The following is a 24,372-nucleotide window of genomic DNA, read 5'->3' on the forward strand; positions in this document are numbered from 1 at the left end:
GCCACTGGCAGCATCCGCTCCCGCTTCCGTCGATAGTGTCACGACGGAACGCCAGGAGCCCAACCGACATGTGCGGGCTCGAAGTGGGAGGAGACGGCGAGTGAGCGAGCAGCAGGCGCAATCGGATCGGAAGAAGTGGACGGCGCGGCGGGTGATTGTGCTCGCCCTCGTGATGGCGGGCGCGGGCACCGCCGCGTACTGGGTGTCCTATCTCGTGTTCGTCAACCTGGGCTGACCGCCCGCGGCCGCGAGGTGATCGCCGCGAGGATGCATCACGCCACGGTCGATGGAATCGCGGGGATGCGGTTCTTCGAGACGGGCGATCGGCGCTTCGCGGCCCGCGCATGCCACCGTCAACGACGTGCTTCTCGCGCCCGGGACGCCGTGTCGGGGCCGGGCAGGAAGTACTCGCGGGCGAGGGGCGCGACATCCACCCCGCCGGCGTCGACCGCGCCGATCCAGCGCAGCTCCGCGATCTCGGCCCCGACCCGCGGGCGCTGAGAGCCGAGCGACGCCTCGAACACGTCGGCGACGACGAGGAAGCCCGGCTCGTTGGCGGCGGCAGCCGTGAACCGTCCGAGGGGGCGCAGGTCTGCGGCGTCGACCCGCACGCCGAGCTCCTCCTCGAGCTCACGGCTGAGGGTCTCGGACGGGGTCTCGCCCGGTTCGGGCTTGCCGCCGGGCTGCATGAACGCGGTCGTGCCCCCCTTGCGCACCACGAGCAGCCGGCCGGCGTCGTCTCGGATGACGGCCGCCGACACGCGGATGCGGCGGGGCTCGGGCTGCGCGGTGCTCACCCGGGCACGCTAACAGGCGCGGGCCGGTCGACACCCCCGCGCGAACGGTCGCGACGAGCCGCGCGGGGTGCAGGCGCGCGGCATGTCGCGACCGTTCGCGGGAGAGGCGGGGCGGGATGCCGCGGGGCGGCGACGTAGAATCGTGTGTGCCCGACGAGACTTCCGTGACCGCCGACACGCCGCGAAGCGGCGCCGCCGGACCGCCGCCGACCGGCGCCGCCGGACAGCCGCGAAGCGGCGAGGTCGGACAGCCGCGAAGCGGCGAGGTCGGGCAACCGCCGAGCGGCATCGACCCCGACGAGCTCGCGATCACCCTGAAGGTGCTCGGGGGCATGGCCTCTGTCGACCAGGCCCACCCCGACTACGTCGCCGTGCGTCGCGCGACCGCCGCGATGTTCAAGGCCGTGAAGAAGGTGCGCCGGCGCGAGATCCGCGAGGCGATCGCGACCGCCGACCGGGCAGTGGTCGCCGCGACCGCGACGGGGGCGCCCGACCGCATCGACGACGAGACCCGCGGCATCCCGATCAGTACGTCCACGACGGCGCCGACGGCGGGCACGCTGCTCAAGGCGCGCGGCTGCTACATCTGCAAGCAGCCGTACACGCTCGTCGACGCGTTCTACCACCAGCTGTGTCCCGACTGCGCGGCGATGAGCCACGCCAAGCGCAACGCCCGCACCGATCTCACCGGGCGTCGCGCGCTGCTCACCGGCGGTCGCGCGAAGATCGGCATGTACATCGCGCTGCGCCTCCTGCGCGACGGGGCCCACACGACGATCACGACCCGCTTCCCGCGGGACGCGGTGCGCCGCTTCAGCAGCCTGCCCGACGCCCCCGAGTGGATCGACCGGCTGAAGATCGTGGGGATCGACCTGCGGGATCCTGCGCAGGTCATCGGCCTGGCCGACGACGTCGCCGCGGCCGGCACGCTCGACATCCTGATCAACAACGCCACGCAGACCGTCCGGCGCTCGCCGGGGGCGTACCAGCCGCTCGTGGATGCCGAGCTCGCGCCGCTGCCGGAGGGTCCGCTGCCCGAGCTGGTGACGTTCGGGCACACGAACGACCGGCACCCGCAGGCGCTCGAGCGTTCGGTGGGCGCCCACCCGATCCTGGCGGCCGCGGCGGCCCGCGCGGAGGAGCTGACCGAGCAGGCGATGAGCGCCGGATCGAGCTCGCTCGAGCGGCTCGCGGCGGGCACGGCGATCGATGCGGGCGGGCTGCTGCCCGATCTCGACCACATCAACTCCTGGACGCAGCGCGTGGATCAGGTCGACCCGCTCGAGATGCTCGAGGTGCAGCTGGCGAACACGACGGCACCGTTCCTGCTCGTGTCGAAGCTGCGTCCCTCGCTCGCCGCGAGCCCCGCGCCGCGCACGTACATCGTGAACGTCAGTGCGATGGAGGGCGTCTTCGGGCGGGGCTACAAGGGCCCGGGGCATCCGCACACGAACATGGCGAAGGCCGCGGTGAACATGCTCACGCGCACGAGCGCGCGCGAGATGTTCGAGACCGACGGCATCCTCATGACGAGCGTCGACACCGGCTGGATCACCGATGAGCGCCCGCACCCGACGAAGGTGCGGCTGGCGGAGGAGGGGTTCCACGCCCCGCTGGATCTCGTCGACGGCGCGGCGCGCGTGTACGACCCGATCGTGCGGGGCGAGGCGGGCGAGGATCTCTTCGGGGTCTTCCTCAAGGACTACGCCCCCGGCAACTGGTGAGCCCCGCCCCGCTGCGACCGGAGCGTGGCACCCTGTTCTGATGACCTCAGAACTGCTCGATCTGCGATACGGCGGCGCGGCGCCCGCCACGACGGCGACGGGGAACGAGGTGATCCCCCTCCTGCTGCGGCACCGCTCCGTGCGTTCGTTCACGGAGGAGGGGATCGACGACGAGACGATGACGGCGATCGTCGCCGCCGCGCAGTCCGCGGCGACGAGCTCGAACATGCAGGCCTGGTCGGTCGTCGAGGTGAGGGATGCCGCGCGCAAGGACGCCCTCTCGCGCCTGGCGGGCGATCAGGCGTTCATCCGCGAGGCCCCCGTCTTCCTCGTCTTCGTGGCGGACTGGGCGCGCCACCGTGCCGTCGCATCGCATCGCGGCGAGCCCGCGGACGGCGTGGACTACATGGAGAGCACGCTCGTCGGCGTCATCGACGCGGCCCTCGCCGCGCAGAACGCCACGGTCGCGGCGGAGTCGCTGGGTCTCGGCGCCGTGTACGTGGGAGCGGTGCGCAACGCGCCCGAGGCGATCTCCGACCTTCTCGAGCTGCCGCGGGGCGCGTTCCCCGTCATGGGGATGGCGCTCGGCCACCCCGACCCGCGCGACCGGGCGGGCATCAAGCCGCGGCTCCCGCAATCCGTCGTGCGGCACCGGGAGACCTATCGGGCGTCGCCCGACGAGACGATCGGCGCGTACGATCACGCCGTCCGGGAGTACTACTGCGGACAGGGTGCGGCGCGCGGCTGGATCGAGACGATCGTGGGGCGCATCCGCAGCGGGGCGAGCCTGCGGGGGCGCGACGGCATGCGCGCCTCCCTCGAGCGGCGCGGCCTGCCGTCGCGCTGAGGCTCATCCCCCGCCGGCGAATCCCGTCGATTCGCGTCCGACGACGCGGAAATCGGGCGTGAGGGTGCGCGGCGGCCGCCGTTCGCCCTTCTCGTGGATGCGCTCGAGCAGCAGGTCGACCGCCATCTCGGCGATCCGATCGCGGCCCGTGTCGATGCTCGACATGGACGGCACCGAATAGCGGGCCTCGTCGATGTTGTCGAAGCCGATGAGCGCCACATCGTCGGGAACGCGGATGCCGGCCTCGCCGAGTGCCCGGAGCGCACCCAGGCCGAGGGTGTCGTTGAGGGCGAACACGGCGTCGAACGCCACGCCGTCGTCGATCAGGCGTCGCGTGGTGGCGGCCCCCGTGGCCCGGTCCCAGTGCTCGGTCGGGCGCACCAGCTCGGGGGAGAGCGCGATCCCCGCCGCCTCGAGCGCGCGCCGCCTCGACGAGGACATGCGCCGGCTCGTGGGTATCGACCTCTCGGCGCACGCCGAGCGGCACTCGATCGTCCCCCGAGGGGGTCGACCTGCAGACCATCGACGCCGCGCTCGGGGATGCCGAGGCCGCGGCGCGGGGCGAGGCTGCGGTGCCCGCGATCGACGCGCTGCGCGACCTCGTCGCGGCCCTCGCCCCCGAGCGCCGGGGCCTTCCGCTCGTCGTCAGCGTCGGGCGGCTGCACCGCGTGAAGGGCATGGCCCCCCTCGTGCGGGCCTGGGTCGACAGCGGTGCCCAGGCCCGCGCGAACCTCCTGATCGTCGGCGGCGACCTGCGCGAGCCGTCGCTCGACGAGCGCGAGCAGCTCGATGCGATCGAGGCGATCGTCCCGGCCGCCGAGCGCGCCCGCGCGGGCCTCGTGCTGGCGGGGCACCGGCCCAACGACATCACCGCGCGGTGGCTGGCCGCCGCCCGGTTCGGGCTCGAGGGCGTGATCGCGCCGAGCGGCGTCTACGCCTGCGCGAGCATCAAGGAGGAGTTCGGCATCGCCCTGCTCGAGGCGATGGCCACGGGGTTGTATGTCGTCGCCCCCGCGGGCGGCGGTCCGGCCACGTACGTCGAGGACGGCACGACGGGAACGCTCACCCGGACATGGGACGAGCAGGCCCTCGCGGCCGCCCTGGTGGCGGCGCTCGACGCGGCGGGCGAGTCGGACGATGTCCGCCCGGAGCGGTCGCGGGGGATGGTGCGCGACCGGTTCACGATCCAGCGCATGGCGGCGGCGCTCGACGAGGTCTATGCCGGGGTGGCCCGCGAGGAGGCGGAACTGCGCGCCGTCGTGGAGGCGGCGTCGTGACGCTGCTGCTCATCAGCCCCGACTACGCCTCCCACCTGCTGCCCCTCGCGACGATCGCCACGGCGTGGCGGGATCGCGGGCATCGGGTCGTCGTCGCGACGGGCCCCGCGACCGCCGACATCGTCGCGGGCTTCGGCTTCGAGCGAGTGCACCTGCAGCTCGGGCGCGGCTCGAATCCCGGCGTCATCCGGGCCGACGAGCAGCCCCGCGACGAGGCGGACTCGCTGCGGGGCTTCTTCGCCGCGACGCGCGAGGGGATGGTCCCGACGCTCGCCTACCAGGCGAAGGAGCGTCTCACCGACCTGATGTGGGACCCGGTGGCGGCTGGCCGCGCGACGCTGCGGATCGTCGCAGATCTGCGGCCCGAGGCGATCCTCATCGACCACCTCGCCTTCAGTGCACGGCTGGCCCTGGACGCCGCGGGCCACGACTACGCCGACGTCGTGCTCGGGCACCCGAGCGCGCTCCCCGTGCGCGACGAGCTCTACGGGTTCCCGCCGGCGTGGCCGGACGCCTTCCGGCCCACGGGCGCGGAGCTGTCGGCCCTGCGCGAGCTGTGCGAGCGGGTGTCGCGGAACTTCACGAGAGAGTGGAACCGCGCCACGGCGCAGCTGGATGCCGCGGCGACGCCGACCGCGAGCGCTTTCGCCACGCACGGCCCGCGGGTCTTCTACAACTATCCGGCGCAGCTGCGGCCGGAGGCATCCGTCGACGGGGCCGTCTTCCTCGGCTCGACCCGACGCGTCGAGCCCGCGGACGCCGAGGTCGAGGCCTGGCTCGCGGACGCCGTGCCCTTCGTCTACGTGAGCTTCGGCAGCTTCCTCTCGGTGCGCGCAGACGTGCTGCGCCGCGTCGCCGACGCCCTGCGGGCACTCGGGGTGCGCGCCGCGATCGCGTCGGGGTCGACCCCCGTGGCCGAGCTCGGCGAGATCCCGGGCGGGTGGCTCGTGCGGCCCTACCTGCCGCAGGTGCGCCTGCTGGGCGCCGCGGCCGCGGCCGTCACGCACGGCGGCAACAATTCCGTGACGGAGGCGCTCGGGGCGTGCGTGCCGCTGCTCGTGCTGCCCTTCTCCACCGACCAGTTCGCGGGCGCCGCGGCGATCGAGGCGGCGCGCGTGGGGCTCTCGCTCGATCCGAACGTCGCCGATGGGTCGGCGATCGCGGACGCGGTGGCGTCGCTCCTGGACGGGCGGGCCGTCGACGCCGCGACGCTCGAGGCGATCGCGGCGGACCAGCGGGCCGCACCCGGACCCGAACGCGCCTACCGCTCGCTGACGAGCGCGCGCATCGCCGAGGCATCCTCGGACGCCGTGCGGTAGCGCTCCATCAGGGCCGCGTTCGCGTCGTACTGCGCACCCGCGCGCGTCTCGGCGACGTGATGCAGGGCGTACACGCGCCCCTCGTGTCGCTGCGGGGGAGCGCCCACGAGCGTCGTGTGGGCGAGCTGCCACGCGGCGGCATCCTCGTAACCCCATCCCCGGAATCGCGGATCCTGCCCGCCGTGGCTCTCCCACGTGCGTCGCGTCGTCACGTAGACCCCCGAGCAGGCGCCCCGCACGAGCTCGAAGCGGCAGTCCTCCGGGGCGATCCCGGCGGCGAACTGCGCCGCACCCTCGGCGCCGAGCCAGTGGTACGCCGTGTACGGCAGGTGCACGCGACCCGACGTGCGGGCCGCCTCGATGGCCGCGCGCAGGGGCGCGGGCTCGGGGATCGTGTCGGCGTCGCCGAGCACGACGACGTCGTCCGGCTCGGCGAGCGACTCGACGGCCAGATTGCGGCACAACGCGAGGTTGAAGACCGGGTCGGGGGAGTCGATCGTCGTGACCGTCAGCTCCGGCAGCATGCGGGCGTACCAGCCACGGACGCGATCATAGGCCTCGAGGCGGGACGGTGCGGGGCGCCAGGGCAGGACGACGGTCGCGGGACGCACCCGGAGAGTCTATGCGGGCCCGAGCTCAGCCGACCGGGGTGAAGCCCGTGCCGGTGTACTCCTGTACGACGACATCGCGCATGGCCGGGCGATCCTCCTGGGTCGTGTCGATGGCTCCGCCGTCCAACAGGAACGGCGCCGGGAAGTCCGAGATCGATCGGAGGGCGTCCATGAAGCTCTCCCGCGTCGGTTCGGTCATCGTGGTGAACGCCTCCTCGAGCACGCTCGCCCCGATCCAGCTCCACAAGCACTGGGGGAAGGCCGGCACTCCCTCCTGCGATGTGTGCTCTGCGAGCGCGGAGAGGAACTCCTGTCCCTCGGCGCTCTCCGCGAACGCGGGCGACCCCGCGTTCATCGACGATGCCGTCGTGTAGATCGCGGGGAAGTTGTCCGCGACCCCGGACGGGGTGAGGAACGCGCCGGGGCTCGCCGAGGTCGAGGGGAGGAAGATCTCCGGCAGCCATCCGATGGAGTTCGCCTGCTGGAGCGAGCCGATCACCAACGGCGCCAGAGAGGACATCGCGTTGAAGAAGACATCCGCCTGCGAGGAGGCCAGTTCCGTGATCTGGGCGTTGACGTCCGTCGCGGTCGCTTCGAAGCTCAGTTCCTCCACGATATCGATGTTCTCGGCCCCTTCGACGGCCGAGAGGAAGCCCTCCACGTAGCCCTGGCCGAAATCGTCGTTCTGGTAGAGGATCGCGACGCGGTGATCCGTGCCGGATGCCGCCAGCATCTCCCCGAACGCTTCGCCCTCCTGCTGATAGACCGGCAGCAGACCGAGTTGCCAGGGGCTCTCCGACCTGTCGCTGAAGAGCGGATCCCCGGTCTGCAGGAGGACCTGTGGGAACTCCGCGTCGATCGCCGCCTCCCGCCACGCGCGATTCGTCGGGGTGCCGAGGCTCAACGCCGCGCCGAACACGTCATCCGACTGCATCTGCTGGAAGTTCGCGAGCGCGCGCTGCGGGTCGTACTTGTCGTCGTAGGCCCGGAACTCGACAGTGCGGGTCTTCCCGTCGCCGAATGTGATCCCGCCCTCCTCGTTGCGGGTCTCGAAGTAGGCCGTCGCGCCGTCGACGGCGCACGTGCCCACACCGGCTGCGTTGCCGGTGAGGGGCGATGTCGTCCCGATGGTGATCGACTCGTCGGTGATCCCCGGGCTGGTTGTGCCGCCTTCCGGCGCGTCCGTCGAGGAGCCGGCGTCCCGAGCGCCGCACGCGGCGAGGAGGAGGACGAGCGCCCCGGCGGACGCGACCGCGGCAACCGCGCGGGATCGGGTGGGAATGGTCTGCATAGGACTGCGCCTTCCTGGGTTCGATGGCGCGCATCACGCGGCGTTCCTCTCTGAACGCTCACGACCTCGATGTCGCCACGGCCGAGCTTGGGCGATCTCGGCCGGGGAGGGGCTCCCGGGCTCCACTCTCGGGCTCCGGCCATTACGCGGTCAATCGAAACAATCCGATCAAGAAACACGACTGCGCCGTGTTATACGCTGCCCGCATGTCCACAACGGAGTCGGCACTGCACGCACACGTCACCCGCGGGGAGCTGACCTTCCGTCAGCTCGCGCACTTCGTCGCCGCAGCGGACGAAGGGACGATCAGCGGCGCGGCGCGTCGGCTCCAGTTCTCGCCATCGGCGATCTCGGCGTCGATCACCGAGTTGGAGCGAGCGCTGGGGGCGGAGCTGTGCGTTCGACGGCGAGCGCAGGGGGTCACGCTCACCTCGACCGGTGCGCTCGTCCTCGACAAGGCGCGACGGCTCCTGGCCGATGTGGCGGAGCTCAGTTACGCGGTGCAGGGAACGGGCAATGACATGTCCGGACCCTTGGTCGTCGGGTGCTTCGCGACACTCGCTCCGACCGTGCTGCCGCGAGTCCTCGACGAGTACGAGGACCTGCACCCTCGCGTGTCCGTCGACTTCGTCGTGGGGGCCCAGGACGAGCTGGGCGCCGCGCTCCTGAACGGATCCATCGATGCCGCGATCGTGTACGACATGGGCGGGTTCCACGGCATCCGGACCTTCGAGCTCTACGAGGCTCGCGGATACGCACTGTTCGGTGAGAACCATCCGCTCGCGGCGAAGGAGTTCGTCACGATGGAGGAGCTCGCGGCCTACCCTCTCGTGCTGTTCGATCAGAACCCCAGCACGCGGTACGCGATGTCGATGTTCGAGGCGCGGGGCCTGGTCCCCAGGGTGCGACATCGGACGCACGCCTTCGAACTGACGCGCTCGATCGTGGCCCGCTCCGATTCGGCGTACGCCGTTCTGGTGCAGCGCCCGGTGAACACCCTCACCTACGAGGGTCTGCCCATCGTGGAGCGGGAGATCGTTCCCCCGCCGCCCGCGGCCAAGGTCGTCTTCGCCTGGGCCGCGGGCGTCGAGCCCTCTCCGCGCGCGCGGGCTCTGGCGGATCTGCTCCGCCGGCAGTATCCGGTCTCTTAATTCGAACGAATCGTGCTTTATGCGCGATTTGTTCTGTTTGACCGTTGATGGCGCGGATCGCAGGATGGTCGCACGACACCCACACTGTGACCGCGGCAGCGACGCCGCGGGAGAGGCGGCATCCGATGAGCACCAGCATTCTCGACACCCGCGAGCAGGCCCCGCGGTCGGCCCCCGATCCGACGCTGACGGCCGACGACCTGGTCGCGCGGGCGCAGGAGATGATCCCCGCCCTGCGGGACCGGGCCGCCGAGGTCGACCGCGAACGTCGCATACCCGCCGAGACATATCGCATGCTCGGTGACGCGGGGTTCTTTCACATCCTCAAGCCGAAGAAGTACGGCGGGCTGGAACTGAGCGAGCACGAGCACGCACGCGTGGCCATGAACCTCGCCCGCGGGTGCGCGTCGACGGCATGGGTGTTCTCGATCCTGAGCTCGGACAACATGGCGATCCTCTCGTTCCCGGAAGAGGTGCAGGACGAGATCTGGGGCGATGATCCCTACGCCACGCTTGCGGGCAACACGAACCTGAACCCGAAGGCCACCGCTCGGAAGGTCGAGGGCGGGTACCGCCTGACCGGCCAGTGGGGGTTCTGCAGCGGTTCCGACTTCTCCGAGTGGCTGATCTTCAACGCCCCCGTCGGTGAGGCCGGTGAGGGGCACATGTTCCTCGTCCCTCACGGCGAGGCCGAGACCATCGACGACTGGCACCCGACGGGGATGCGTGGCACGGGGAGTCGGTCCATGGCGGTTCGAGACGTCTTCGTGCCGGAGCGTCGCGTGCAGGCGACGAAGGACACGGTCCGAAAGCTCGCCGAGCGTCGTTCGCTGCATCCGACATTCGACACGATGTGGGCGACCTGGCCCTCGAACGGCCGCTTTCCGTTCGCCTCCTGCGCCGTCGGCGCGGCATGGGGCGCGGCCGAGCACTTCGCCGACACGGTGGGATCGAGCACCCGGGTCGCCAACGCGCTGGGCGGCGCGGTGCGCCTCGCCGACCAGGACTACGTCGCGAGCGAATTCGCGGCGGCTCAGGGGGACATCCAGATGGCTCGTCTGCTGATCGAGAAGCGCAGCTTCGAGGCTTCCCAGCGCGCCCGGGACCGCAAGGAATCGACGGAGGCCGACATCGCGCGCGAGATGCGCGACAACTCCCTCGTCACCCGGACTGCGCTGCGTTCCGTCCAGCAGATCTTCTCGCTCGTGGGAGCGCGCGCCGGCAGCGCCGAGCATCCCGTCTCGCGAGCCAAGCGCGATGTCGAGATGATCTCCCACCACGTGACCCTCAACTGGCGGCAGGCGGCGGTGCGCTATCTGGGATCGGTGGCGTGATGATCCCCGCCGACGACTTCAAGGCGGCCTTCCGCCTGCACCCCGCGGGGGTCGCGCTCATCACGGCCGACGCCCACGGCGTGCCGATCGCCCTCACCGCCTCGTCGGTGTCCGCCGTGAGTGCAGACCCACCGCTGCTCATGTTCTCCGTCTCGGTGCACAGTTCGAGCTCGACCGTGCTGAGACTGGCGGACACCGTCGTCGTGCACCTGCTCTCTGCGCAGAACCTCGACCTCGCGGTTCTCGGCGCCACCAGCGGGGTCGACCGGTTCGCCGACACGGCGCGGTGGCGCCGACTGCCCACGGGTGAGCCGGTCTTCGACGACGCCCACACCTGGTTGCGGGCCCGGATCCTGCACCGCATCGACGCGGGAGGCTCGACGGTCTTCGTGGGTACCGCCGTCGAGTCCCGCTGCGCTGCGGATACCGCGGCGGACGAGGGGCTGGTGTACCGCAATCGCACGTGGCATCGGGTGGGTGAGGACTCGGTCGCCGAGCCCGCCCGTCTCGTCGGCGCCGCGCGCAACTAGCCCGTCACGGGAGGTCTTCGGGCACGCGCAGTCCGAGCGCGGCGCCGGCCTCCATGACGGCGATCGCCGACAGGTCGTTGGCCGCGAAGACGGCCGTGGGCCGATCCGGCTGGGCGAGGAGGAGATGCGCCTGCTCCCGCGTCAATGGGCGCGTCGACGGGTGCCTGAGGCGACTCGGCGGTTCGCGCGCGATACGGTCGGAGACATGGATGCCGCGGAGCGCGATGACGAGGTCGACCTCATCATCGACGCGTGGTCGCTTCACCTGCCGGATGTCGACCTCACGCCGCTGGATGTCATGTCGCGGCTGCGACGCGCCGCCCACCGCCTCTCTCGTCTCCGGTCGAAGGCCTTCGGCTCCGCGGGGCTCGCGGTGTGGGAGTTCGACGTGCTCGCGGCGCTGCGCCGCGCGGACGCCCCGCACGAGCTGAACCCCGCGCAGCTCATCGCCGCGACCATGATCGGCAGCGCGGCGATGACGACGCGGCTCGAAAAGCTGTCGGCGCGCGGACTCGTGGAGCGGCGCCCCAACCCCCGCGACGGGCGCGGGGTGCTCGTGCGGCTCGCACCCGAGGGCATCGAGCGGGTGGATGCCGCGATGACCGAGCTGGCGCGCGTCGAGGCCGACGCGCTGAGCGGCGTGAGCCGCGAAGACCAGGCGACGCTCGCGCGCGTGCTGCGCCAGCTCGGCCGGGAGGGCTGACGACACGGGCGGCCACACGCCGGGAATACCCCAGGGGGGTACTTGACGTTGTATCTCCTGCGTGCGAGGGTGATACCCGGCCGGGGTATCCGCTTCCGCCCTCCCTCGCCCGAGATGAGAGGACCCGTCATGACCACTACCGAACTCTTCGTCTCCGGGATGACCTGCGCGCACTGCGTCGCGAGCGTCTCGGAGGAGATCGGTGAGATCCCGGGCGTCGCCGCCGTCGACGTCGATCTGCGCGCGGGCGAGGCGTCGCGCGTGCGCGTCACGAGCGCAGCGCCCCTCGACGCCACCGCGCTCCGGGAGGCCGTGGAGGAGGCCGGCTACACGCTCGCCGGCGCACCCGCGTGAGCGCCGCCGACCTCGAGCTCGACATCCGGGGCATGACGTGCGCGTCGTGCGCGACACGGATCGAGCGCAAGCTCAACAAGCTGCCGGGCGTCGAGGCGAGTGTGAACTACGCCACCGAGAAGGCGCGGGTGCGTGCCGAGGGGACGAGCGTCGACGACATCCTCGCCGCCGTGGCGGGCGCCGGGTACTCGGCGAGCGTGCCCGCTCCGCCCGACGCGACGACGGGACGGGATGCCGCGGCATCCGCCCCCGACGAACTCAGCGCACTGCGCACCCGTCTCGTCGTGAGCGCCGTCCTCGCGCTGCCGGTCGCGGTGCTGTCGATGGTGCCGGCGCTGCAGTTCACGAACTGGCAGTGGCTCGCCCTCGCCCTCGCCGCCCCCGTGGCGGTGTGGGGGGCCTGGCCCTTCCACCGTGCGGCGGCGGTGAACGCCCGCCACGGTGCCGTCACGATGGACACGCTCGTGAGCCTCGGCGTGCTCGCGGCCTTCGGCTGGTCGCTGTGGGCCCTGTTCTTCGGGATGGCGGGCGAGCCCGGCATGACCATGACGTTCCGCTGGATCGGCGACCCCGCGCACGCCTCGGGCGAGCTGTACCTCGAGGTCGCCGCCGCCGTCACGGTCTTCCTGCTCGCGGGCCGCTACATCGAGGCGCGCGCGAAGCGCGCATCGTCCGAGGCGCTCGACGCGCTGCTGCACCTCGCCGCCACCGAGGCGAGCGTCGTGGAGGGCGGCTCCGTGCGGCGCGTGCCCGTCGCGGCGCTCACGGTCGGCGACGTCGTCGTGGTGCGCCCTGGGGAGAAGATCCCCTCCGACGGCCTCGTGACGGCCGGCACATCGGCGATCGACGCGCGGATGCTGACGGGCGAGTCGGTGCCCGTCGAGGTGGGGCCCGGCGACCGCGTCGCGGGCGCGACGCTCAACGTCGGCGGGCGGCTGAGCGTCGAGATCACGCGCGTCGGCGCCGACACCGAGCTCGCGCGCATCGGTCGCCTCATGCAGGAGGCGCAGACCGGCAAGGCGCGGGTGCAGCGGCTCGCCGACCGCGTCTCGGCGGTCTTCGTCCCCGTCGTCATCGGGCTCTCGCTCGTCTCCCTCGCGGGCTGGCTCCTCTCCGGGGCGACGCCGGAGGTCGCCCTCTCCGCGGCGATCGCGACGCTCATCATCGCGTGCCCCTGCGCCCTCGGGCTCGCGACCCCGACGGCGCTCCTCGTGGGAACCGGCCGCGGGTCGCAGCTGGGCATCCTCATCCGCGGGCCCCAGGTGCTCGAGGCGACGCGCGCGGTCGACACGATCGTGCTCGACAAGACCGGCACCGTCACGACGGGACGCATGGCGGTGGCCGCCGTGCACGCGGTCGAGGGTGTCGACCCCGCCGAGCTCGTGGCGTGGGCCGCCGCGGCCGAGGCGGGCTCGGAGCACCCGATCGCGCAGGCGATCGTGGAGGCGCACGGTGCCCCCCGCGATGCCGAGGCCTTCGTCGCGCACACCGGCTTCGGGGTGCAGGCCGCCGTCGGCGACCACGCCGTCGTCGCGGGGCGCGCGGCGTGGCTCGCCGAGCAGTGGAGCGTTCCCCTCCCTCGCGAGGCGGCGGAGTGGGCCCGTGCGCAGGAGGACGCCGGGGCGACCGTCATCGCGGTCGCCGTCGACGGGCGGGCCCTCGGCGCGATCGCCGTCGCCGACACCGTCAAGCCGACGAGCGCCGCCGCGATCGGGCGCCTGCGCGCGCTCGGGCTCCGCCCCATCCTCGTCACGGGCGACAACGCCGGCGCGGCGCACGAGGTGGCCCGCGCCGTCGGCATCGACGACGTGCGTGCGGGCGTTACGCCGCAGGGCAAGCTCGACATCGTGCGGGCGCTGCAGGCCGAGGGGCGGGTCGTGGCCATGGTGGGCGACGGCGTCAACGACGCCGCGGCGCTCGCGGCATCCGACCTCGGCCTCGCCATGGGCGGGGGCACGGATGCCGCGGTGGCCGCGAGCGACATCACGATCGTCTCCGATGACCTCGGCGCCGTCCCGGTGGCGATCCGCCTCGCGCGCCGCACGCTCGCGATCATCCGGGGCAACCTCTTCTGGGCGTTCGCCTACAACGTCGCGGCGATCCCGCTCGCGATGCTGGGTCTGCTGAACCCCCTCATCGCGGGCGCCGCGATGGCGTTCTCGTCGGTGTTCGTCGTGATGAACAGCCTGCGACTGCGCCGCTTCCGTCCCTGAGGCCGGCGCACCGGTCGGGGAGCGACGAGTCCGTTCAGGGAGCGACGGCGCGGCCGATCGCCAGCGCCGCCGTGCGCAGCGCCCCCGCGTGCTCCTCGACCTGGGCCCTCGTCGTGGCCCCGGTGACGGAGATCGCGGCGATCGGCGCGCCCGCGGCATCCAGGATCGGGGAGGCGACGCAGAACAGGCCGGCCCGCGACTCCTCGAGGTCGAAGGCGACGCGCCGCGCGCGGGTGGCCGCGAGGTCCCGGCGCAGGAGGGCGGGATCGACGATCGTGTGCGGCGTGACCGGCCGCAGGGGCTGAGAGAGCACGGCGTCGATCTCGCTCGCGGAGGCGAAGGCGAGCAGCGCCTTGCCGAGTCCCGTGGCATGGGCGTCGCCGCGACCGCCGAGACGCGTGTGCGAGACGCGGTGCGAGGCCTGCGTGATCTTCTCGAGGTAGACGATCTGCGAGCCCTCGCGCACGGCGAGGTTGACGGTGAGCCGCGTGAACTCGGCGAGGTGGTGCGCGTACGGCAGCGCCGCCTCGCGCAGGCGCGCGTGCGTGGGCGCGAGGGTGCCGATCTCGAACAGCCGCACGCCGATCTGCACGCCGTCATCCGTGCGCTCGAGCGCACCCCACGCCACGAGCTGCCCGATCGCGCGATGAGCGGTCGAGCGCGGGATGCCGGAGCGACGCGCCAGCTCGCGCACCCCCATGACGCGGTGGCGCTCGTCGAAGGCGCCGAGCAGCGACATCACGGTGTCGACGGTCGAGCGACCGGCTTCCGTGTCCGGCTGAGAGGGACGGTCCATGATCGCCGATGGTACGCCCCCGCAGGATCGAACGGCACCCGCTATCCGAGGAATGGAAAGACGATGAGCTCCGACCACGTCGACATCGCCGGCATCCGCGTGGCCCCCGTGCTGCGCGCCTTCGTCGAGGAGGAGGCGCTCGAGGGCTCCGGGGTCTCGGCGGACGCGCTGTGGCGGGCTCTCGCGGGCATGGCGGCGGAGTTCGGGCCGCGCACGCGGGCGCTGCTCGCCGAGCGTGACCGCCTGCAGGGGACGATCGACCAATGGCATCGCGCGAACCCCGGCGGTCACCGCGACACGGAGCGCTACCGCGGCTTCCTGCGGGAGATCGGCTACCTCGACGCGGCCCCCGTGCCGACCATCACGACGGAGGGCGTCGACGAGGAGATCGCCTCGCTGTGCGGGCCGCAGCTGGTCGTGCCGGTCACCAATGCGCGGTACGCCCTCAACGCCGTGAACGCGCGCTGGGGGTCGCTCTACGACGCGCTGTACGGCACCGATGCCATCCCGGGCGCCGCCGCCGGGGGCGGCTACGACGCCGACCGGGGCGCGCAGGTGATCGCATGGGCCAAGGCCTTCCTCGACCGCGCGATGCCCTTGCAGGGCGGCTCCCACGCGGATGTCGTGGCCTACGGCATCCGTGACGGCGCGCTGTCGGCGACTCTCGCCGGTGGCGCCGAGACGGGGCTGCAGGATGCCGAGGCGCTGCGTGGCTTCGCCGGCGACCCGGCCGACCCGACGGCCGTGCTGCTGCGCCACCACGGCCTGCACCTGGAGCTGCTCATCGACCGGTCGGGGGTCGTGGGTGCGTCCGACCCCGCGGGCGTCGCGGACGTCGTGCTCGAGTCGGCGCTGACCACGATCGTCGACTTCGAGGATTCCGTGGCCACCGTCGACGCCGACGACAAGGTCGCGGCGTATCGGAACTGGCTGGGCCTGAACCGCGGGGATCTGCAGGACGCGTTCGAGAAGGGCGGGCGCACCGTGACCCGACGGCTCGCCGCCGACCGGGAGTACACGTCGCCGGCCGGGGAACGCGTCGTGCTGCCGGGCCGCGCGATCATGTTCGTGCGCAACGTCGGCCACCTCATGACGACCGACGCCGTGCTCGACGCGGACGGCAACGAGATCGGGGAGGGTCTGCTCGACGCGCTCCTGACGGCCCTGTGCGCCCTTCCGGGCCGCCGCGGCGAGCGCACGAACGGACGCGAGGGGTCGATCTACATCGTCAAGCCGAAGATGCACGGCCCGGCCGAGGCGGCGCTCGCCCGCGACATGTTCGCACGCGTCGAGCAGGTGCTGGGGCTGCCCGAGCGCACGATCAAGATCGGCGTCATGGACGAGGAGCGCCGCACGAGCCTGACGCTGGAGGCGGTGCTGTCGGAGGTGGCCGACCGGGTCGTGTTCATCAACACGGGGTTCCTGGACCGGTCGGGCGACGAGATCCACACCTCGATGCACGCCGGACCCGTCGTGCCCAAGACGCAGATGAAGGCGCAGGAGTGGATCCGCGCCTACGAGGACAGAAACGTCGACGTCGGGCTCGCCGCGGGGCTGCCCGGGCGCGGCCAGATCGGCAAGGGGATGTGGGCGATGCCCGATCGCATGGCCGACATGCTGCGCGAGAAGGCGGCGCATCCGCAGGCGGGTGCGAGCACCGCCTGGGTCCCCTCGCCGACCGCCGCGACGCTGCACGCCACGCACTACCACGACGTGGATGTCGCGGCCCGCCGACGGGAGATCGCTGAGCGCCCCATCGCCGATATCGATCGCCTGCTGACGATCCCCGTGGGCGACCCGGCCGAGTGGGACGAGGCGGCCCGTGCGCGGGAGGTGGACCTGAACGTGCAGTCGCTGCTGGGATACGTCGTGCGGTGGGTCGAGCAGGGCATCGGATGCTCCAAGGTCCCCGACCTCGACGACGTGGGCCTCATGGAGGACCGCGCGACGCTGCGCATCTCGAGCCAGCTGCTCGCCAACTGGCTCTGCCACGGCGTCGTCAGCGGCGACCAGGTGCGGGAGAGCCTCGAGCGCATGGCTGCCGTCGTCGACGCGCAGAACGCGGACGACCCGTCGTACCGGCCGCTCGGGCCGGACCTCGGCGAGAGCGTCGCGTTCGCCGCCGCGCTCGAGCTGGTGTTCGACGGCGCCGCGCAGCCCAACGGCTACACGGAGCCGATCCTGCACCGGGCGCGGCGTGAGGCGAAGGCGCGGGCGCTCACCGGCGTGTGATCGGCGCGGTCGCGACGCGGGTCAGAGGCGGTCGGAGAGGATCTCGATGACCGCTCTGCGGAGCGCGGCCGGCACGGCCAGGTGGCGGCCGCCGAGGAAGGCCTCGGCCTCGCGCTGAGTGATCGCCTCGATGACGGACACCGACACGTCGGGATAGCGGGCTGCCAGCCACGCCACGAGGTCGGCGTAGGCCACGGCATCCTGTTCGCTGATGCGGATGACGGACGGGCCGTCGGTCGAATCGACCTGTGTGCTCGCCGGTCCATCCGTCATGTCCTCAAGTCTCGCAGCCGAGTCCGCGGATGGCTAATGCTTTGGATTTAGATAGCTGACCTAGTAACTTAGTCGAGGAGTATCCGGGGAGGTAAACATGTTCGACACTGTCGCGCCGCCGACGACGACCACCGACACCGCCCCGCCGGTGACGTGGGTCACGGTCGACCGCGGGCTCGTCGTGGGCAGTCGCCCGGGCGAATACGTCGGATCCATCGAGCATGCACCCATCGGGCACGTGGCGATCGACGGAGCCGGCAACGTCGTCGGACGCTTCGACTCGCTTGCGCAAGCCAAGCGCGCTCTCGTCTCGCCCCCGCGCAGCCCGCGCAACGAACAGGAGCCCGCATGGCATCGCACCGCACAGCGGGTCGCGGCCGCGACGGGGCTGCTCAGCGCGTCGTTGGCCGTCGCCGCCGTCGTCATCACCGCCGTTTGAGCGTGCCGTCTTCCGGCACCGCCCGGTCAGGGCGTGCGCGGACGAACCTCCTCCGGCTGGACCTGGTCGACTGCATCCTGCAGCCGCGTGAGGCAATCGATCACGACGGCGCTCTCCTCGGCGCTCAGATCGATGACCGCGTCGAGCATGCGGTCGTGCATCGCGCCGAGCGTCGCCCGCACCTCCGAATCGGAATCGACCGTCGCGACGACGAGCAGGCTGCGCCGGTCGCTCGGGTGGGGCATCCGCTTGACGTGGCCGGACTTCTCGAGCCGATCGAGGATCGCGGTCATCGACGCGGTCGACACCGCCAGGTACCGGGTGAGCTCGCCGGGCGAGACCGAGCGGCTCTCCCTCTGCGCCCGCAGCAGGTAGCGCAGCACCAGAAGGTCGTTCTCGCCCATGGACATCGATTCGCGCGTGCGACGGCGCATCGCGACCTCGGCGGCGCGGTACAGGCGGAACGCCTCGAGAACCGCGATGGCGCGGGCACGCTGATCGCCCGCGGTGTCTCCGTACCAGTAGTTGGTGGTCTCGCTCGACGTCACATTCGCATCCTAGGCGAACCGATCGCGGCGGGCGAAGAAGGCGGGGGCGCCTCGTGAACGACGACACGGGGCAGGTCCGGGCGGCGCTGGCCGCGTACCGTGCGGCGGCCGTGGCGGCCGATCGCGCCGTGAGCGACACCCTCGGCGTCGGCCAGAACGACCTCGCCGTCGTGCGGCTGCTGCTGGATGCCGAGGGGCGGGAGCAGACGCTGACGCCCCGTGACGTCGCGCTCGCGCTCGGCATCTCGACCGCGTCCACGACGGCGCTCATCGACCGGCTCGAGTCGGCGGGAGTCGTCGCGCGGGAGCCCAATCCCCGCGATCGGCGCAGCCTCATCCTGCGCGCGCGGGCGGATGCCGCGAGCGCCGTGCGCGCGCACGTCTTCGCCTCGGTCGATGCCGAGCGCGCCGTGGTCGACGCGCTCTCTCCCGAGCATCGCGAGGTGCTGCTGCGGGCGCTCGGCGACCTCACCGCCGCCGCGGACGACGTCGTGCGTCGCCACCGCTGACGGGGTTCGTCGCGGCCAGGTCCACGGGCGCAAAGAAAAACCCCGGGGGACCGTGGTCGACCCCGGGGTTCCTCAGGTGACGGGCCGCGCCCCCCGGCTGCGGCCCGAGCTTTGGACGCGGGGACTCGCGCCCCCGCGTGATATCGACGGTACCCCACCCGGTCGCGGCCACCGGGGGCTTGTCACCCCGAGGTCGCTCTGATAAGGCGGCGCCGGATGCCGCGGGTCAGCGCGGCGCGGCGGCGGAGCGGCTGCGACCGCCCCGCGATCCCCGGCGGCGTCCGCCGGAGCGGGGAGTTTGGTCGCCGGCCCCCGAGCGGGGGCCGTGGTCCTGACCGGCACCACGGCCGGCGCCCTGCGCGGCGGCGGGACGCGCGGTGCCGCGCGCGGTCGAACCGGCACGGCCCGATCCGCCGCGGCTCGCTCCGCCGCGACCGGCGCCGCCGCGACCGGCGCCGCCGCGGCCGTTCGGGGCCCCCGACGTGGTTGCCGTGACCGGCGCCGGAGTCACGTGCGGGGCTGGGTCGCCGACGAGGGCTGCGACCTCCGGGTGCCGTGCCGTGACGGGCTCGAGTGCGGCGCGGATCTGCGCCTTGCGGAGCAGGTCGCCCACGTCGCGGCGCTGGGCCTCGAGCGCGACCGTGACGACGGTTCCCTCAGCCCCGGCGCGTGCCGTGCGGCCCGAGCGGTGCAGGTACGCCTTGTGCTCGACGGGCGGGTCGACGTGCACGACCAGCTCGACGCCGTCGACGTGCACTCCGCGCGCGGCGACGTCGGTGGCGACGAGCACGCGCACGCCCCCGGCATCCGCGTCCGCCCCGAAGGCGGCCAGGTTGCGCTCGCGCGCGCCCTGCGAGAGGTTTCCGTGCAGATCTACCGCGGGGATGCCCGAGGCGGTCAGCTGCTTGGCGAGCTTCTTGGCCTGGTGCTTCGTGCGGGTGAAGAGGATGCGGCGACCGCGGCCCGAGGCGAGGTGACGCACGAGCTCGGCCTTCTCGCCGTCGCCGACGACGAAGACGCGGTGCGTCATGGCGGCGGGCGGGACGCTGGACTCGTCGACCTCGTGGCGCACCTCGTTCTGGAGGAAGCGACGCACGAGCACGTCGACGCCGCGGTCGAGCGTCGCGCTGAAGAGCATGCGCTGGCCGCCGGCCGGCGTCGCGCCCATGATGCGGGTGACGCCCGGGAGGAAGCCGAGGTCGGCCATGTGGTCGGCCTCGTCCAGCACCGTGATCTCCACGCGGTCGAGGCGGATGACGCCCTGCTTCATGAGGTCTTCGAGGCGGCCGGGGCACGCCACGACGATGTCGACGCCCGCGCGCAGGGCCTGCTCCTGCGGGCGCTGGCCCACGCCGCCGAAGATCGTCGTGACCTTCAGCCCGCTCGCGGCGGCCAGGGGCGCCACGGTCGCCGCGATCTGGGTCGCGAGCTCGCGCGTGGGGGCGAGAACCAGTCCGCGGGGGCGCATCGGCGTGCGGGTGGCCGCGTTCGCACCGCTCAGGCGGGCGACGAGGGGGAGGGCGAAGGCGATCGTCTTGCCGCTGCCGGTGCGGCCCCGGCCGAGCACGTCGCGGCCGGCGAGCGAGTCGGGCAGCGTGTCGCGCTGGATGGGGAAGGCCTCGGTCTTGCCGTCGGCTTCGAGGACGGAGGCCAGGCGTGCGGGCACGCCGAGGTCGAGGAAAGTAGGCATGGAGATGCTTTCGGGTGAGAGCGCGGACCGGATCCGGTCACGGGCGCGGAGTGGGCGACGGCGCGGGATCGCGCATCGGTTCGCCGTTCGAGAAGATGCACGGCCTCGGGTGGGCCGGGAAGCGTATCGACGACGCAGACGGGTGAGCCGTCGGAGCAACCTTAGCAGGGCCGAAGATGAGCGGCGGGTGACGGTCCCCTGGGGATCCCCCGTGCATCGCCCTTTCGGCATACACCGCCACGTAGTGTGGGGCCCCAGCGATCGGCGCCCGCCTTTGGCTTCGCCCAGACCCGTTCGGGTCGTCCGACGAGCAGGTGCCTTCATCTCCTCCACCGTCATCCAGGCCGCTTCTCATTCCTCCTCGACCATGGGCCCGGTCCGGCAGACCTACGCGTCGTCCGAGACCTTCCCCCACCTGACCCGTGCCTACACCGAGGTGTCGCAGGTCGTGCGCGAGACGGGGCTGCTGCGCCGCACCCCGTGGTTCTACACGGTCGTCGGCTCGCTGCTCGTGCTCGCCTTCGGCGGTCTCGTGGCCGGGTTCATCCTGCTCGGCGACAGCTGGTTCCAGCTGCTCATCGCCGCGGGCCTGGGCATCGTGCTCACTCAGGTCGCGTTCCTCTCCCATGAGGCGGCCCACAAGGCGATCCTTTCTTCGGGCCCGGCGAACGACCGCCTCGCGAAGTTCCTCGGCAGCGGCATCGTGGGCATGAGCTACTCGTGGTGGGGCTCCAAGCACACCCGCCACCACGCCAACCCCAACCGCGTGAGCCGGGATCCCGACATCGAGATCGACACGATCTCCTTCGTCGAGGAGGATGCCGCGAAGGCCTCCGGCCTGCTCGGTCTCATCACGCGCCGCCAGGGGTACCTCTTCTTCCCGCTCCTCACGCTCGAGGGCCTGAACCTGCACTTCCTGGGGCTCAAGCACCTCGTCACGACGCCCGGGGTCAAGGGGCGTTGGTCGGAGCTGGGCATGATCGGCCTGCGGTTCGCGGTGCTGTTCACAGCGGTGTTCTGGATGCTCCCGCTCGGCATGGCGTTCGCCTTCCTCGGCGTGCAGCTGGCGGTCTTCGGCGTCTACATGGGAGCCGCGTTCGCGCCGAACCACAAGGGCATGCCCATCATCGACCGCGACGCGAAGCTCGACTTCTTCAGCAAGCAGGTGCGCACGTCGCGCAACGTCTCCGGCGGCTGGTGGGCGACGTGGCTCATGGGGGGCCTGAACTACCAGGTCGAGCACCACCTGTTCCCCAGCATGCCCCGCCCGCACCTCGCGCAGGCGCGCGAGATCGTGCGCGAGGCGTGCGTGAGCTTCGACGTGCCCTACTCCGAGACCACCCTGTGGCGCTCGTACGGCATCGTGATCGCGTACCTGAACCGGGTCGGGCTCGCCGCGCGCGACCCGTTCGAGTGCCACATCGTCTCGAGGTTCCGCCGAGTCTGATCCTCTGGCGCGTGCTCCTCATCCCGGCGGGAGCTCGCGCGAACGCCGGGGCGGCTACTCTCGATGGCGAGGGGGTGACGTAGTGCCGAACGCCGCCGCGGATGCGCACGACGCGACGGAGGTCGCGGAGGAGTCGAACGCGCGCGTGAAGCGCCCCCGCGTCGCCGACGTCGTCGAGGAGGGCATCTACATCGCCGCCGCCGCGACCCGGCTGAGCGTGAAGAACCGCATCCTCATGGAGACCATCGCGGGCGGCGAGGGGTACGACGTCGACCGGTTCCTCCCCGACGCGCGCGCGGCACTGCTGGCGCTCGCCGACGAATCCGACGCCGAGGCGGAACGCGTGCGGCGGGAGAAGAAGGATGCCTGGCGTCGTTTCTCCGACCCCAACGGCACCCACGACTACGGCAGCCGCGACCTCGGCAACCTGCGTCGACGGCAGCGCCAGGGCAGGAAGATCGCGAAGGCCCTGCGCGCGCGTGCGGAGGACGAGGCGGCCCTGCGGCAGCTCGTCGAGGCCGCGCGGGATGCCGCGTGGGCCGAGCTCGCGGCCAACATCGACCGCACGCTCCGCATGGAGGCGGCTCGCCCGGACCTCGAACCCGACTACGGCACGATGCGCGAGGCGCGCATGCAGGCCCTGCGTCTCGTCGACCTCGCGGGGCTCGCCTCCCAGCGGCGCAAGCGGGCCAAGGCGCTGGCGAAGAAGGACGCGGCGACCGCGGAGGGCGACACCGCTCCGGATGCCGGGGCGAGCGCCCGGGCGGCGTCGGCGGAGGCGGGTTTCGCCGAGCGGGCGCGCGCCCGCGGCATCGACCCCGCCGAGCTCGACGACTGACGCGGCATCCACCGCGCCCTCGATTCGCGCGGCGGCACCGCTGTGGGGTAATCTGATCGCTGGTGTGCGCGGCGGTTCTCCGCGGCGGGAACGCACCGAGCGCCCGTAGCTCAATGGATAGAGCATCTGACTACGGATCAGAAGGTTAGGGGTTCGAGTCCCTTCGGGCGCACACTGTGTTGAGACAGTAAGCATCGAGAACCCGCGGAACTCCGCGGGTTTTCGTGTTTCTGTCGCGGGGTCCCGGAGCGCGCGACGGCACCCTTCGCCCGCTGACGGTCGGAGGTCCCGGGTACGCTCGGCCGCATGCACCGGCTCACCCGCGATGAGGCCCGGCGTATCGCCGTGCGTGCGCAGCTGCTCGACGCCGATCGCCCCGGTGACGTGGTCGAGGTCATCGAGCAGCTGGGGTCCATCAAGATCGACCCGACGGCGACGGTCGCCCCGGCCGAGCAGAGCATCCCGTGGACGCGCATCGGCTGGTCGTTCGAGCCCGGTCAGCTGCGCAAGGCCGCCGAGGACGACCGCACCGTCTTCGAGTTCGACGGCGCGTTCCACGCCGGCAGCCTGCTCGCGCCGATGCTCGCTCGCATGCGCAGCCGCACGCTCCGGCCGGCGATGACGGAGTACCTCGACGCCAACGACGCCTTCCGCCGCGACATCCTCGCCCGGCTCACGGCGGAGGGGCCCCTCCGCGCCTCCGACATCCCCGACACCAGCGAGGCGGACCGGATCATCCAGGAGCGGCAGCTGCAGGCGGCCGGTCTCGCCCGCGAGTGCTCGCCCTGGACGCCCGTCGGCACGGCGGGGGAGCCCGCGGAGGTGGAGGGCAGCGCGTGGCGCTGGCGCGTGGACCCCGGAGCCATCGCGACGCTCGACGACGACCCCGGGGGCCGCGCGGCGATCCTCAATCCGTACGACCGGACGAGCGCGAGATGGTGGATGCCGAGATCCGCGACCTCGCGGAGTGGCTGGGCGTTCCCCTCGTGCTAGCCGGCTGATCCGCCCCGGCAAGAGGGAGCGCGCATAATCGAGGGGATGCCCGACACCACCCCGCGCCGCTCGGCGCGCCCCCGCACGGGGCTGCTCGCCCTCCTCGCCGACGCCGTTCTCGTCGTCGCCTTCGCCGCGATCGGCCGCGCCAGCCACGACGAGGGCCTCACTCCGCTGGGGGCGCTGGGGACGGCGTGGCCCTTCCTCGCGGGCCTCGGAGCGGGCTGGCTCGCCACCCTCGCGTGGCGGCGTCCGGTGGCTCCCGTGCGCACGGGTCTCGGGGTGTGGGCCGTGACGGTCGTGGCCGGGATGCTGCTGCGTGCGCTCAGCGGTCAGGGCACGGCGACGGCGTTCATCGTCGTGGCGACCCTGACGCTCCTGGTCTTCCTCGTGGGGTGGCGCGTCATCGCGACGGCGATCGCGCGTTCCCGCGGCTCGGCCTCTCGGCCGTGACCC

General features: G+C 72.4%; 26 protein-coding genes, 1 tRNA gene and 1 pseudogene. 19 read left to right on the forward strand and 9 right to left on the reverse strand.

What is annotated here, in order from left to right:
- Positions 1-100 precede the first annotated feature (100 nt).
- A complete protein-coding gene (locus tag RYJ27_RS01635; protein WP_330171059.1) occupies positions 101-235 on the forward strand; it encodes a hypothetical protein in 135 nt (44 codons plus the stop codon).
- Positions 236-353: 118 nt separating this feature from the next.
- Here RYJ27_RS01635 and RYJ27_RS01640 read toward each other — a convergent pair whose 3' ends face one another.
- The gene (locus tag RYJ27_RS01640) at positions 354-797 is read right to left on the reverse strand and encodes an NUDIX hydrolase (RefSeq protein ID WP_330171060.1); all 444 of its coding nucleotides are present in this window, start codon (positions 795-797) and stop codon (positions 354-356) included.
- A gap of 287 nt (positions 798-1,084) precedes the next feature.
- Between RYJ27_RS01640 and RYJ27_RS01645 the strand changes: the two genes are divergently transcribed.
- Complete coding sequence (locus tag RYJ27_RS01645; RefSeq protein ID WP_330171949.1) at positions 1,085-2,521, forward strand: SDR family NAD(P)-dependent oxidoreductase; 1,437 nt, start codon at positions 1,085-1,087, stop codon at positions 2,519-2,521.
- A 40-nt stretch (positions 2,522-2,561) separates the two neighbouring features.
- Positions 2,562-3,368 carry an NADPH-dependent oxidoreductase gene (locus RYJ27_RS01650; protein ID WP_330171061.1) on the forward strand — a complete coding sequence of 269 codons (807 nt, stop codon included), beginning with the start codon at positions 2,562-2,564 and terminating at the stop codon, positions 3,366-3,368.
- 3 nt (positions 3,369-3,371) lie between these two features.
- On the opposite strand, the gene RYJ27_RS01655 is transcribed toward RYJ27_RS01650, so the two are convergent.
- Positions 3,372-3,860 carry a LacI family DNA-binding transcriptional regulator gene (locus RYJ27_RS01655; RefSeq protein ID WP_330171950.1) on the reverse strand — a complete coding sequence of 163 codons (489 nt, stop codon included), beginning with the start codon at positions 3,858-3,860 and terminating at the stop codon, positions 3,372-3,374.
- Between the two features lie 80 nt (positions 3,861-3,940).
- Here RYJ27_RS01655 and RYJ27_RS01660 point away from each other — a divergent pair, with 80 nt between their 5' ends.
- Both RYJ27_RS01660 and RYJ27_RS01665 read left to right on the forward strand, forming a co-directional pair.
- On the forward strand, positions 3,941-4,645 hold the full coding sequence (locus RYJ27_RS01660) for a glycosyltransferase (RefSeq protein WP_330171062.1): 705 nt from the start codon (positions 3,941-3,943) through the stop codon (positions 4,643-4,645).
- Positions 4,642-5,964 (forward strand): glycosyltransferase, encoded by a 1,323-nt coding sequence (locus RYJ27_RS01665; RefSeq protein WP_330171063.1) that lies wholly within the window; start codon positions 4,642-4,644, stop codon positions 5,962-5,964. Before RYJ27_RS01660 ends, RYJ27_RS01665 begins: the two co-directional genes overlap by 4 nt.
- Here the strand turns inward: RYJ27_RS01665 and RYJ27_RS01670 are convergent.
- Together RYJ27_RS01670 and RYJ27_RS01675 are read right to left on the reverse strand one after the other, a co-directional pair.
- A complete protein-coding gene (locus RYJ27_RS01670) occupies positions 5,907-6,575 on the reverse strand; it encodes a galactosyltransferase-related protein (RefSeq protein WP_330171064.1) in 669 nt (222 codons plus the stop codon). The genes RYJ27_RS01665 and RYJ27_RS01670 overlap by 58 nt on opposite strands.
- Before the next feature lie 25 nt (positions 6,576-6,600).
- Positions 6,601-7,866, reverse strand: a complete 1,266-nt coding sequence (locus RYJ27_RS01675; RefSeq protein WP_330171065.1) for an ABC transporter substrate-binding protein — start codon at positions 7,864-7,866, stop codon at positions 6,601-6,603.
- Positions 7,867-8,072: 206 nt separating this feature from the next.
- On the opposite strand from RYJ27_RS01675, the gene RYJ27_RS01680 reads away from it, so the two are divergent.
- From RYJ27_RS01680 to RYJ27_RS01690, 3 genes are all read left to right on the forward strand, one after another.
- On the forward strand, positions 8,073-9,017 hold the full coding sequence (locus RYJ27_RS01680; protein ID WP_330171066.1) for a LysR substrate-binding domain-containing protein: 945 nt from the start codon (positions 8,073-8,075) through the stop codon (positions 9,015-9,017).
- A gap of 125 nt (positions 9,018-9,142) precedes the next feature.
- Positions 9,143-10,351, forward strand: a complete 1,209-nt coding sequence (locus RYJ27_RS01685) for an acyl-CoA dehydrogenase family protein (RefSeq protein WP_330171067.1) — start codon at positions 9,143-9,145, stop codon at positions 10,349-10,351.
- On the forward strand, positions 10,351-10,881 hold the full coding sequence (locus RYJ27_RS01690) for a flavin reductase family protein (protein WP_330171951.1): 531 nt from the start codon (positions 10,351-10,353) through the stop codon (positions 10,879-10,881). The genes RYJ27_RS01685 and RYJ27_RS01690 overlap by 1 nt, the downstream gene beginning before the upstream one ends.
- A gap of 10 nt (positions 10,882-10,891) precedes the next feature.
- On the opposite strand, the pseudogene RYJ27_RS01695 reads toward RYJ27_RS01690, so the two are convergent.
- Positions 10,892-11,020 (reverse strand): annotated as a pseudogene (locus tag RYJ27_RS01695) (substrate-binding domain-containing protein); the annotation flags it as partial.
- Between the two features lie 66 nt (positions 11,021-11,086).
- Between RYJ27_RS01695 and RYJ27_RS01700 the strand changes: the two are divergent.
- The 3 genes from RYJ27_RS01700 (at position 11,087) to RYJ27_RS01710 (ending at position 14,151) form a co-directional block, all read left to right on the forward strand.
- Positions 11,087-11,584 (forward strand): MarR family winged helix-turn-helix transcriptional regulator, encoded by a 498-nt coding sequence (locus RYJ27_RS01700; RefSeq protein ID WP_330171068.1) that lies wholly within the window; start codon positions 11,087-11,089, stop codon positions 11,582-11,584.
- Between the two features lie 129 nt (positions 11,585-11,713).
- Positions 11,714-11,938, forward strand: coding sequence for a heavy-metal-associated domain-containing protein (locus RYJ27_RS01705; RefSeq protein ID WP_330171069.1), 225 nt, complete (start codon positions 11,714-11,716; stop codon positions 11,936-11,938).
- Positions 11,935-14,151, forward strand: a complete 2,217-nt coding sequence (locus RYJ27_RS01710) for a heavy metal translocating P-type ATPase (protein WP_330171070.1) — start codon at positions 11,935-11,937, stop codon at positions 14,149-14,151. Before RYJ27_RS01705 ends, RYJ27_RS01710 begins: the two co-directional genes overlap by 4 nt.
- A gap of 34 nt (positions 14,152-14,185) precedes the next feature.
- Here the strand turns inward: RYJ27_RS01710 and RYJ27_RS01715 are convergent, their stop codons facing one another.
- Positions 14,186-14,947, reverse strand: a complete 762-nt coding sequence (locus tag RYJ27_RS01715) for an IclR family transcriptional regulator (protein WP_330171071.1) — start codon at positions 14,945-14,947, stop codon at positions 14,186-14,188.
- Positions 14,948-15,010: 63 nt separating this feature from the next.
- On the opposite strand from RYJ27_RS01715, the gene RYJ27_RS01720 reads away from it, so the two are divergent.
- Complete coding sequence (locus RYJ27_RS01720; protein WP_330171072.1) at positions 15,011-17,179, forward strand: malate synthase G; 2,169 nt, start codon at positions 15,011-15,013, stop codon at positions 17,177-17,179.
- Positions 17,180-17,200: 21 nt separating this feature from the next.
- Here the strand turns inward: RYJ27_RS01720 and RYJ27_RS01725 are convergent, their stop codons facing one another.
- Complete coding sequence (locus RYJ27_RS01725; protein WP_330171073.1) at positions 17,201-17,452, reverse strand: hypothetical protein; 252 nt, start codon at positions 17,450-17,452, stop codon at positions 17,201-17,203.
- A gap of 97 nt (positions 17,453-17,549) precedes the next feature.
- Here RYJ27_RS01725 and RYJ27_RS01730 point away from each other — a divergent pair, with 97 nt between their 5' ends.
- Complete coding sequence (locus tag RYJ27_RS01730) at positions 17,550-17,891, forward strand: hypothetical protein (protein WP_330171074.1); 342 nt, start codon at positions 17,550-17,552, stop codon at positions 17,889-17,891.
- A gap of 26 nt (positions 17,892-17,917) precedes the next feature.
- On the opposite strand, the gene RYJ27_RS01735 is transcribed toward RYJ27_RS01730, so the two are convergent.
- Positions 17,918-18,439 carry a MarR family winged helix-turn-helix transcriptional regulator gene (locus RYJ27_RS01735; protein ID WP_330171075.1) on the reverse strand — a complete coding sequence of 174 codons (522 nt, stop codon included), beginning with the start codon at positions 18,437-18,439 and terminating at the stop codon, positions 17,918-17,920.
- Between the two features lie 53 nt (positions 18,440-18,492).
- Here RYJ27_RS01735 and RYJ27_RS01740 point away from each other — a divergent pair, with 53 nt between their 5' ends.
- Positions 18,493-18,948 carry a MarR family winged helix-turn-helix transcriptional regulator gene (locus tag RYJ27_RS01740; protein WP_330171076.1) on the forward strand — a complete coding sequence of 152 codons (456 nt, stop codon included), beginning with the start codon at positions 18,493-18,495 and terminating at the stop codon, positions 18,946-18,948.
- 226 nt (positions 18,949-19,174) lie between these two features.
- Here RYJ27_RS01740 and RYJ27_RS01745 read toward each other — a convergent pair whose 3' ends face one another.
- Positions 19,175-20,644, reverse strand: a complete 1,470-nt coding sequence (locus tag RYJ27_RS01745; protein WP_422732875.1) for a DEAD/DEAH box helicase — start codon at positions 20,642-20,644, stop codon at positions 19,175-19,177.
- A 361-nt stretch (positions 20,645-21,005) separates the two neighbouring features.
- Here RYJ27_RS01745 and RYJ27_RS01750 point away from each other — a divergent pair, with 361 nt between their 5' ends.
- The 5 genes from RYJ27_RS01750 (at position 21,006) to RYJ27_RS01770 (ending at position 24,369) form a co-directional block, all read left to right on the forward strand.
- A complete protein-coding gene (locus RYJ27_RS01750; protein ID WP_330171078.1) occupies positions 21,006-22,085 on the forward strand; it encodes a fatty acid desaturase family protein in 1,080 nt (359 codons plus the stop codon).
- Positions 22,086-22,167: 82 nt separating this feature from the next.
- Positions 22,168-22,923 carry an asparagine synthase gene (locus RYJ27_RS01755; RefSeq protein ID WP_330171079.1) on the forward strand — a complete coding sequence of 252 codons (756 nt, stop codon included), beginning with the start codon at positions 22,168-22,170 and terminating at the stop codon, positions 22,921-22,923.
- A gap of 99 nt (positions 22,924-23,022) precedes the next feature.
- Positions 23,023-23,095 (forward strand) — tRNA-Arg (locus RYJ27_RS01760).
- Positions 23,096-23,229: 134 nt separating this feature from the next.
- Positions 23,230-23,916 carry a hypothetical protein gene (locus RYJ27_RS01765; protein WP_330171080.1) on the forward strand — a complete coding sequence of 229 codons (687 nt, stop codon included), beginning with the start codon at positions 23,230-23,232 and terminating at the stop codon, positions 23,914-23,916.
- 45 nt (positions 23,917-23,961) lie between these two features.
- Complete coding sequence (locus RYJ27_RS01770) at positions 23,962-24,369, forward strand: DUF3054 domain-containing protein (RefSeq protein WP_330171081.1); 408 nt, start codon at positions 23,962-23,964, stop codon at positions 24,367-24,369.
- The last annotated feature ends 3 nt before the right edge of the window (positions 24,370-24,372 follow it).

Origin of the sequence: Microbacterium limosum (assembly GCF_036324365.1) — a bacterium.
In the GTDB taxonomy this organism is placed as follows: Bacteria; Actinomycetota; Actinomycetes; order Actinomycetales; family Microbacteriaceae; genus Microbacterium; species Microbacterium limosum.

Bases quoted from the DNA above. Each gene is read 5' to 3' on its own strand.
- RYJ27_RS01650 (WP_330171061.1), top strand. From the start codon at position 2,562: ATGACCTCAGAACTGCTCGATCTGCGATACGGCGGCGCGGCGCCCGCC.
- RYJ27_RS01675 (WP_330171065.1), bottom strand. From the start codon at position 7,866: ATGCAGACCATTCCCACCCGATCCCGCGCGGTTGCCGCGGTCGCGTCC.
- RYJ27_RS01680 (WP_330171066.1), top strand. From the start codon at position 8,073: ATGTCCACAACGGAGTCGGCACTGCACGCACACGTCACCCGCGGGGAG.
- RYJ27_RS01685 (WP_330171067.1), top strand. From the start codon at position 9,143: ATGAGCACCAGCATTCTCGACACCCGCGAGCAGGCCCCGCGGTCGGCC.
- RYJ27_RS01690 (WP_330171951.1), top strand. From the start codon at position 10,351: ATGATCCCCGCCGACGACTTCAAGGCGGCCTTCCGCCTGCACCCCGCG.
- RYJ27_RS01700 (WP_330171068.1), top strand. From the start codon at position 11,087: ATGGATGCCGCGGAGCGCGATGACGAGGTCGACCTCATCATCGACGCG.
- RYJ27_RS01705 (WP_330171069.1), top strand. From the start codon at position 11,714: ATGACCACTACCGAACTCTTCGTCTCCGGGATGACCTGCGCGCACTGC.
- RYJ27_RS01715 (WP_330171071.1), bottom strand. From the start codon at position 14,947: ATGGACCGTCCCTCTCAGCCGGACACGGAAGCCGGTCGCTCGACCGTC.
- RYJ27_RS01720 (WP_330171072.1), top strand. From the start codon at position 15,011: ATGAGCTCCGACCACGTCGACATCGCCGGCATCCGCGTGGCCCCCGTG.
- RYJ27_RS01725 (WP_330171073.1), bottom strand. From the start codon at position 17,452: ATGACGGATGGACCGGCGAGCACACAGGTCGATTCGACCGACGGCCCG.
- RYJ27_RS01730 (WP_330171074.1), top strand. From the start codon at position 17,550: ATGTTCGACACTGTCGCGCCGCCGACGACGACCACCGACACCGCCCCG.
- RYJ27_RS01750 (WP_330171078.1), top strand. From the start codon at position 21,006: ATGGGCCCGGTCCGGCAGACCTACGCGTCGTCCGAGACCTTCCCCCAC.
- RYJ27_RS01765 (WP_330171080.1), top strand. From the start codon at position 23,230: ATGCACCGGCTCACCCGCGATGAGGCCCGGCGTATCGCCGTGCGTGCG.
- RYJ27_RS01770 (WP_330171081.1), top strand. From the start codon at position 23,962: ATGCCCGACACCACCCCGCGCCGCTCGGCGCGCCCCCGCACGGGGCTG.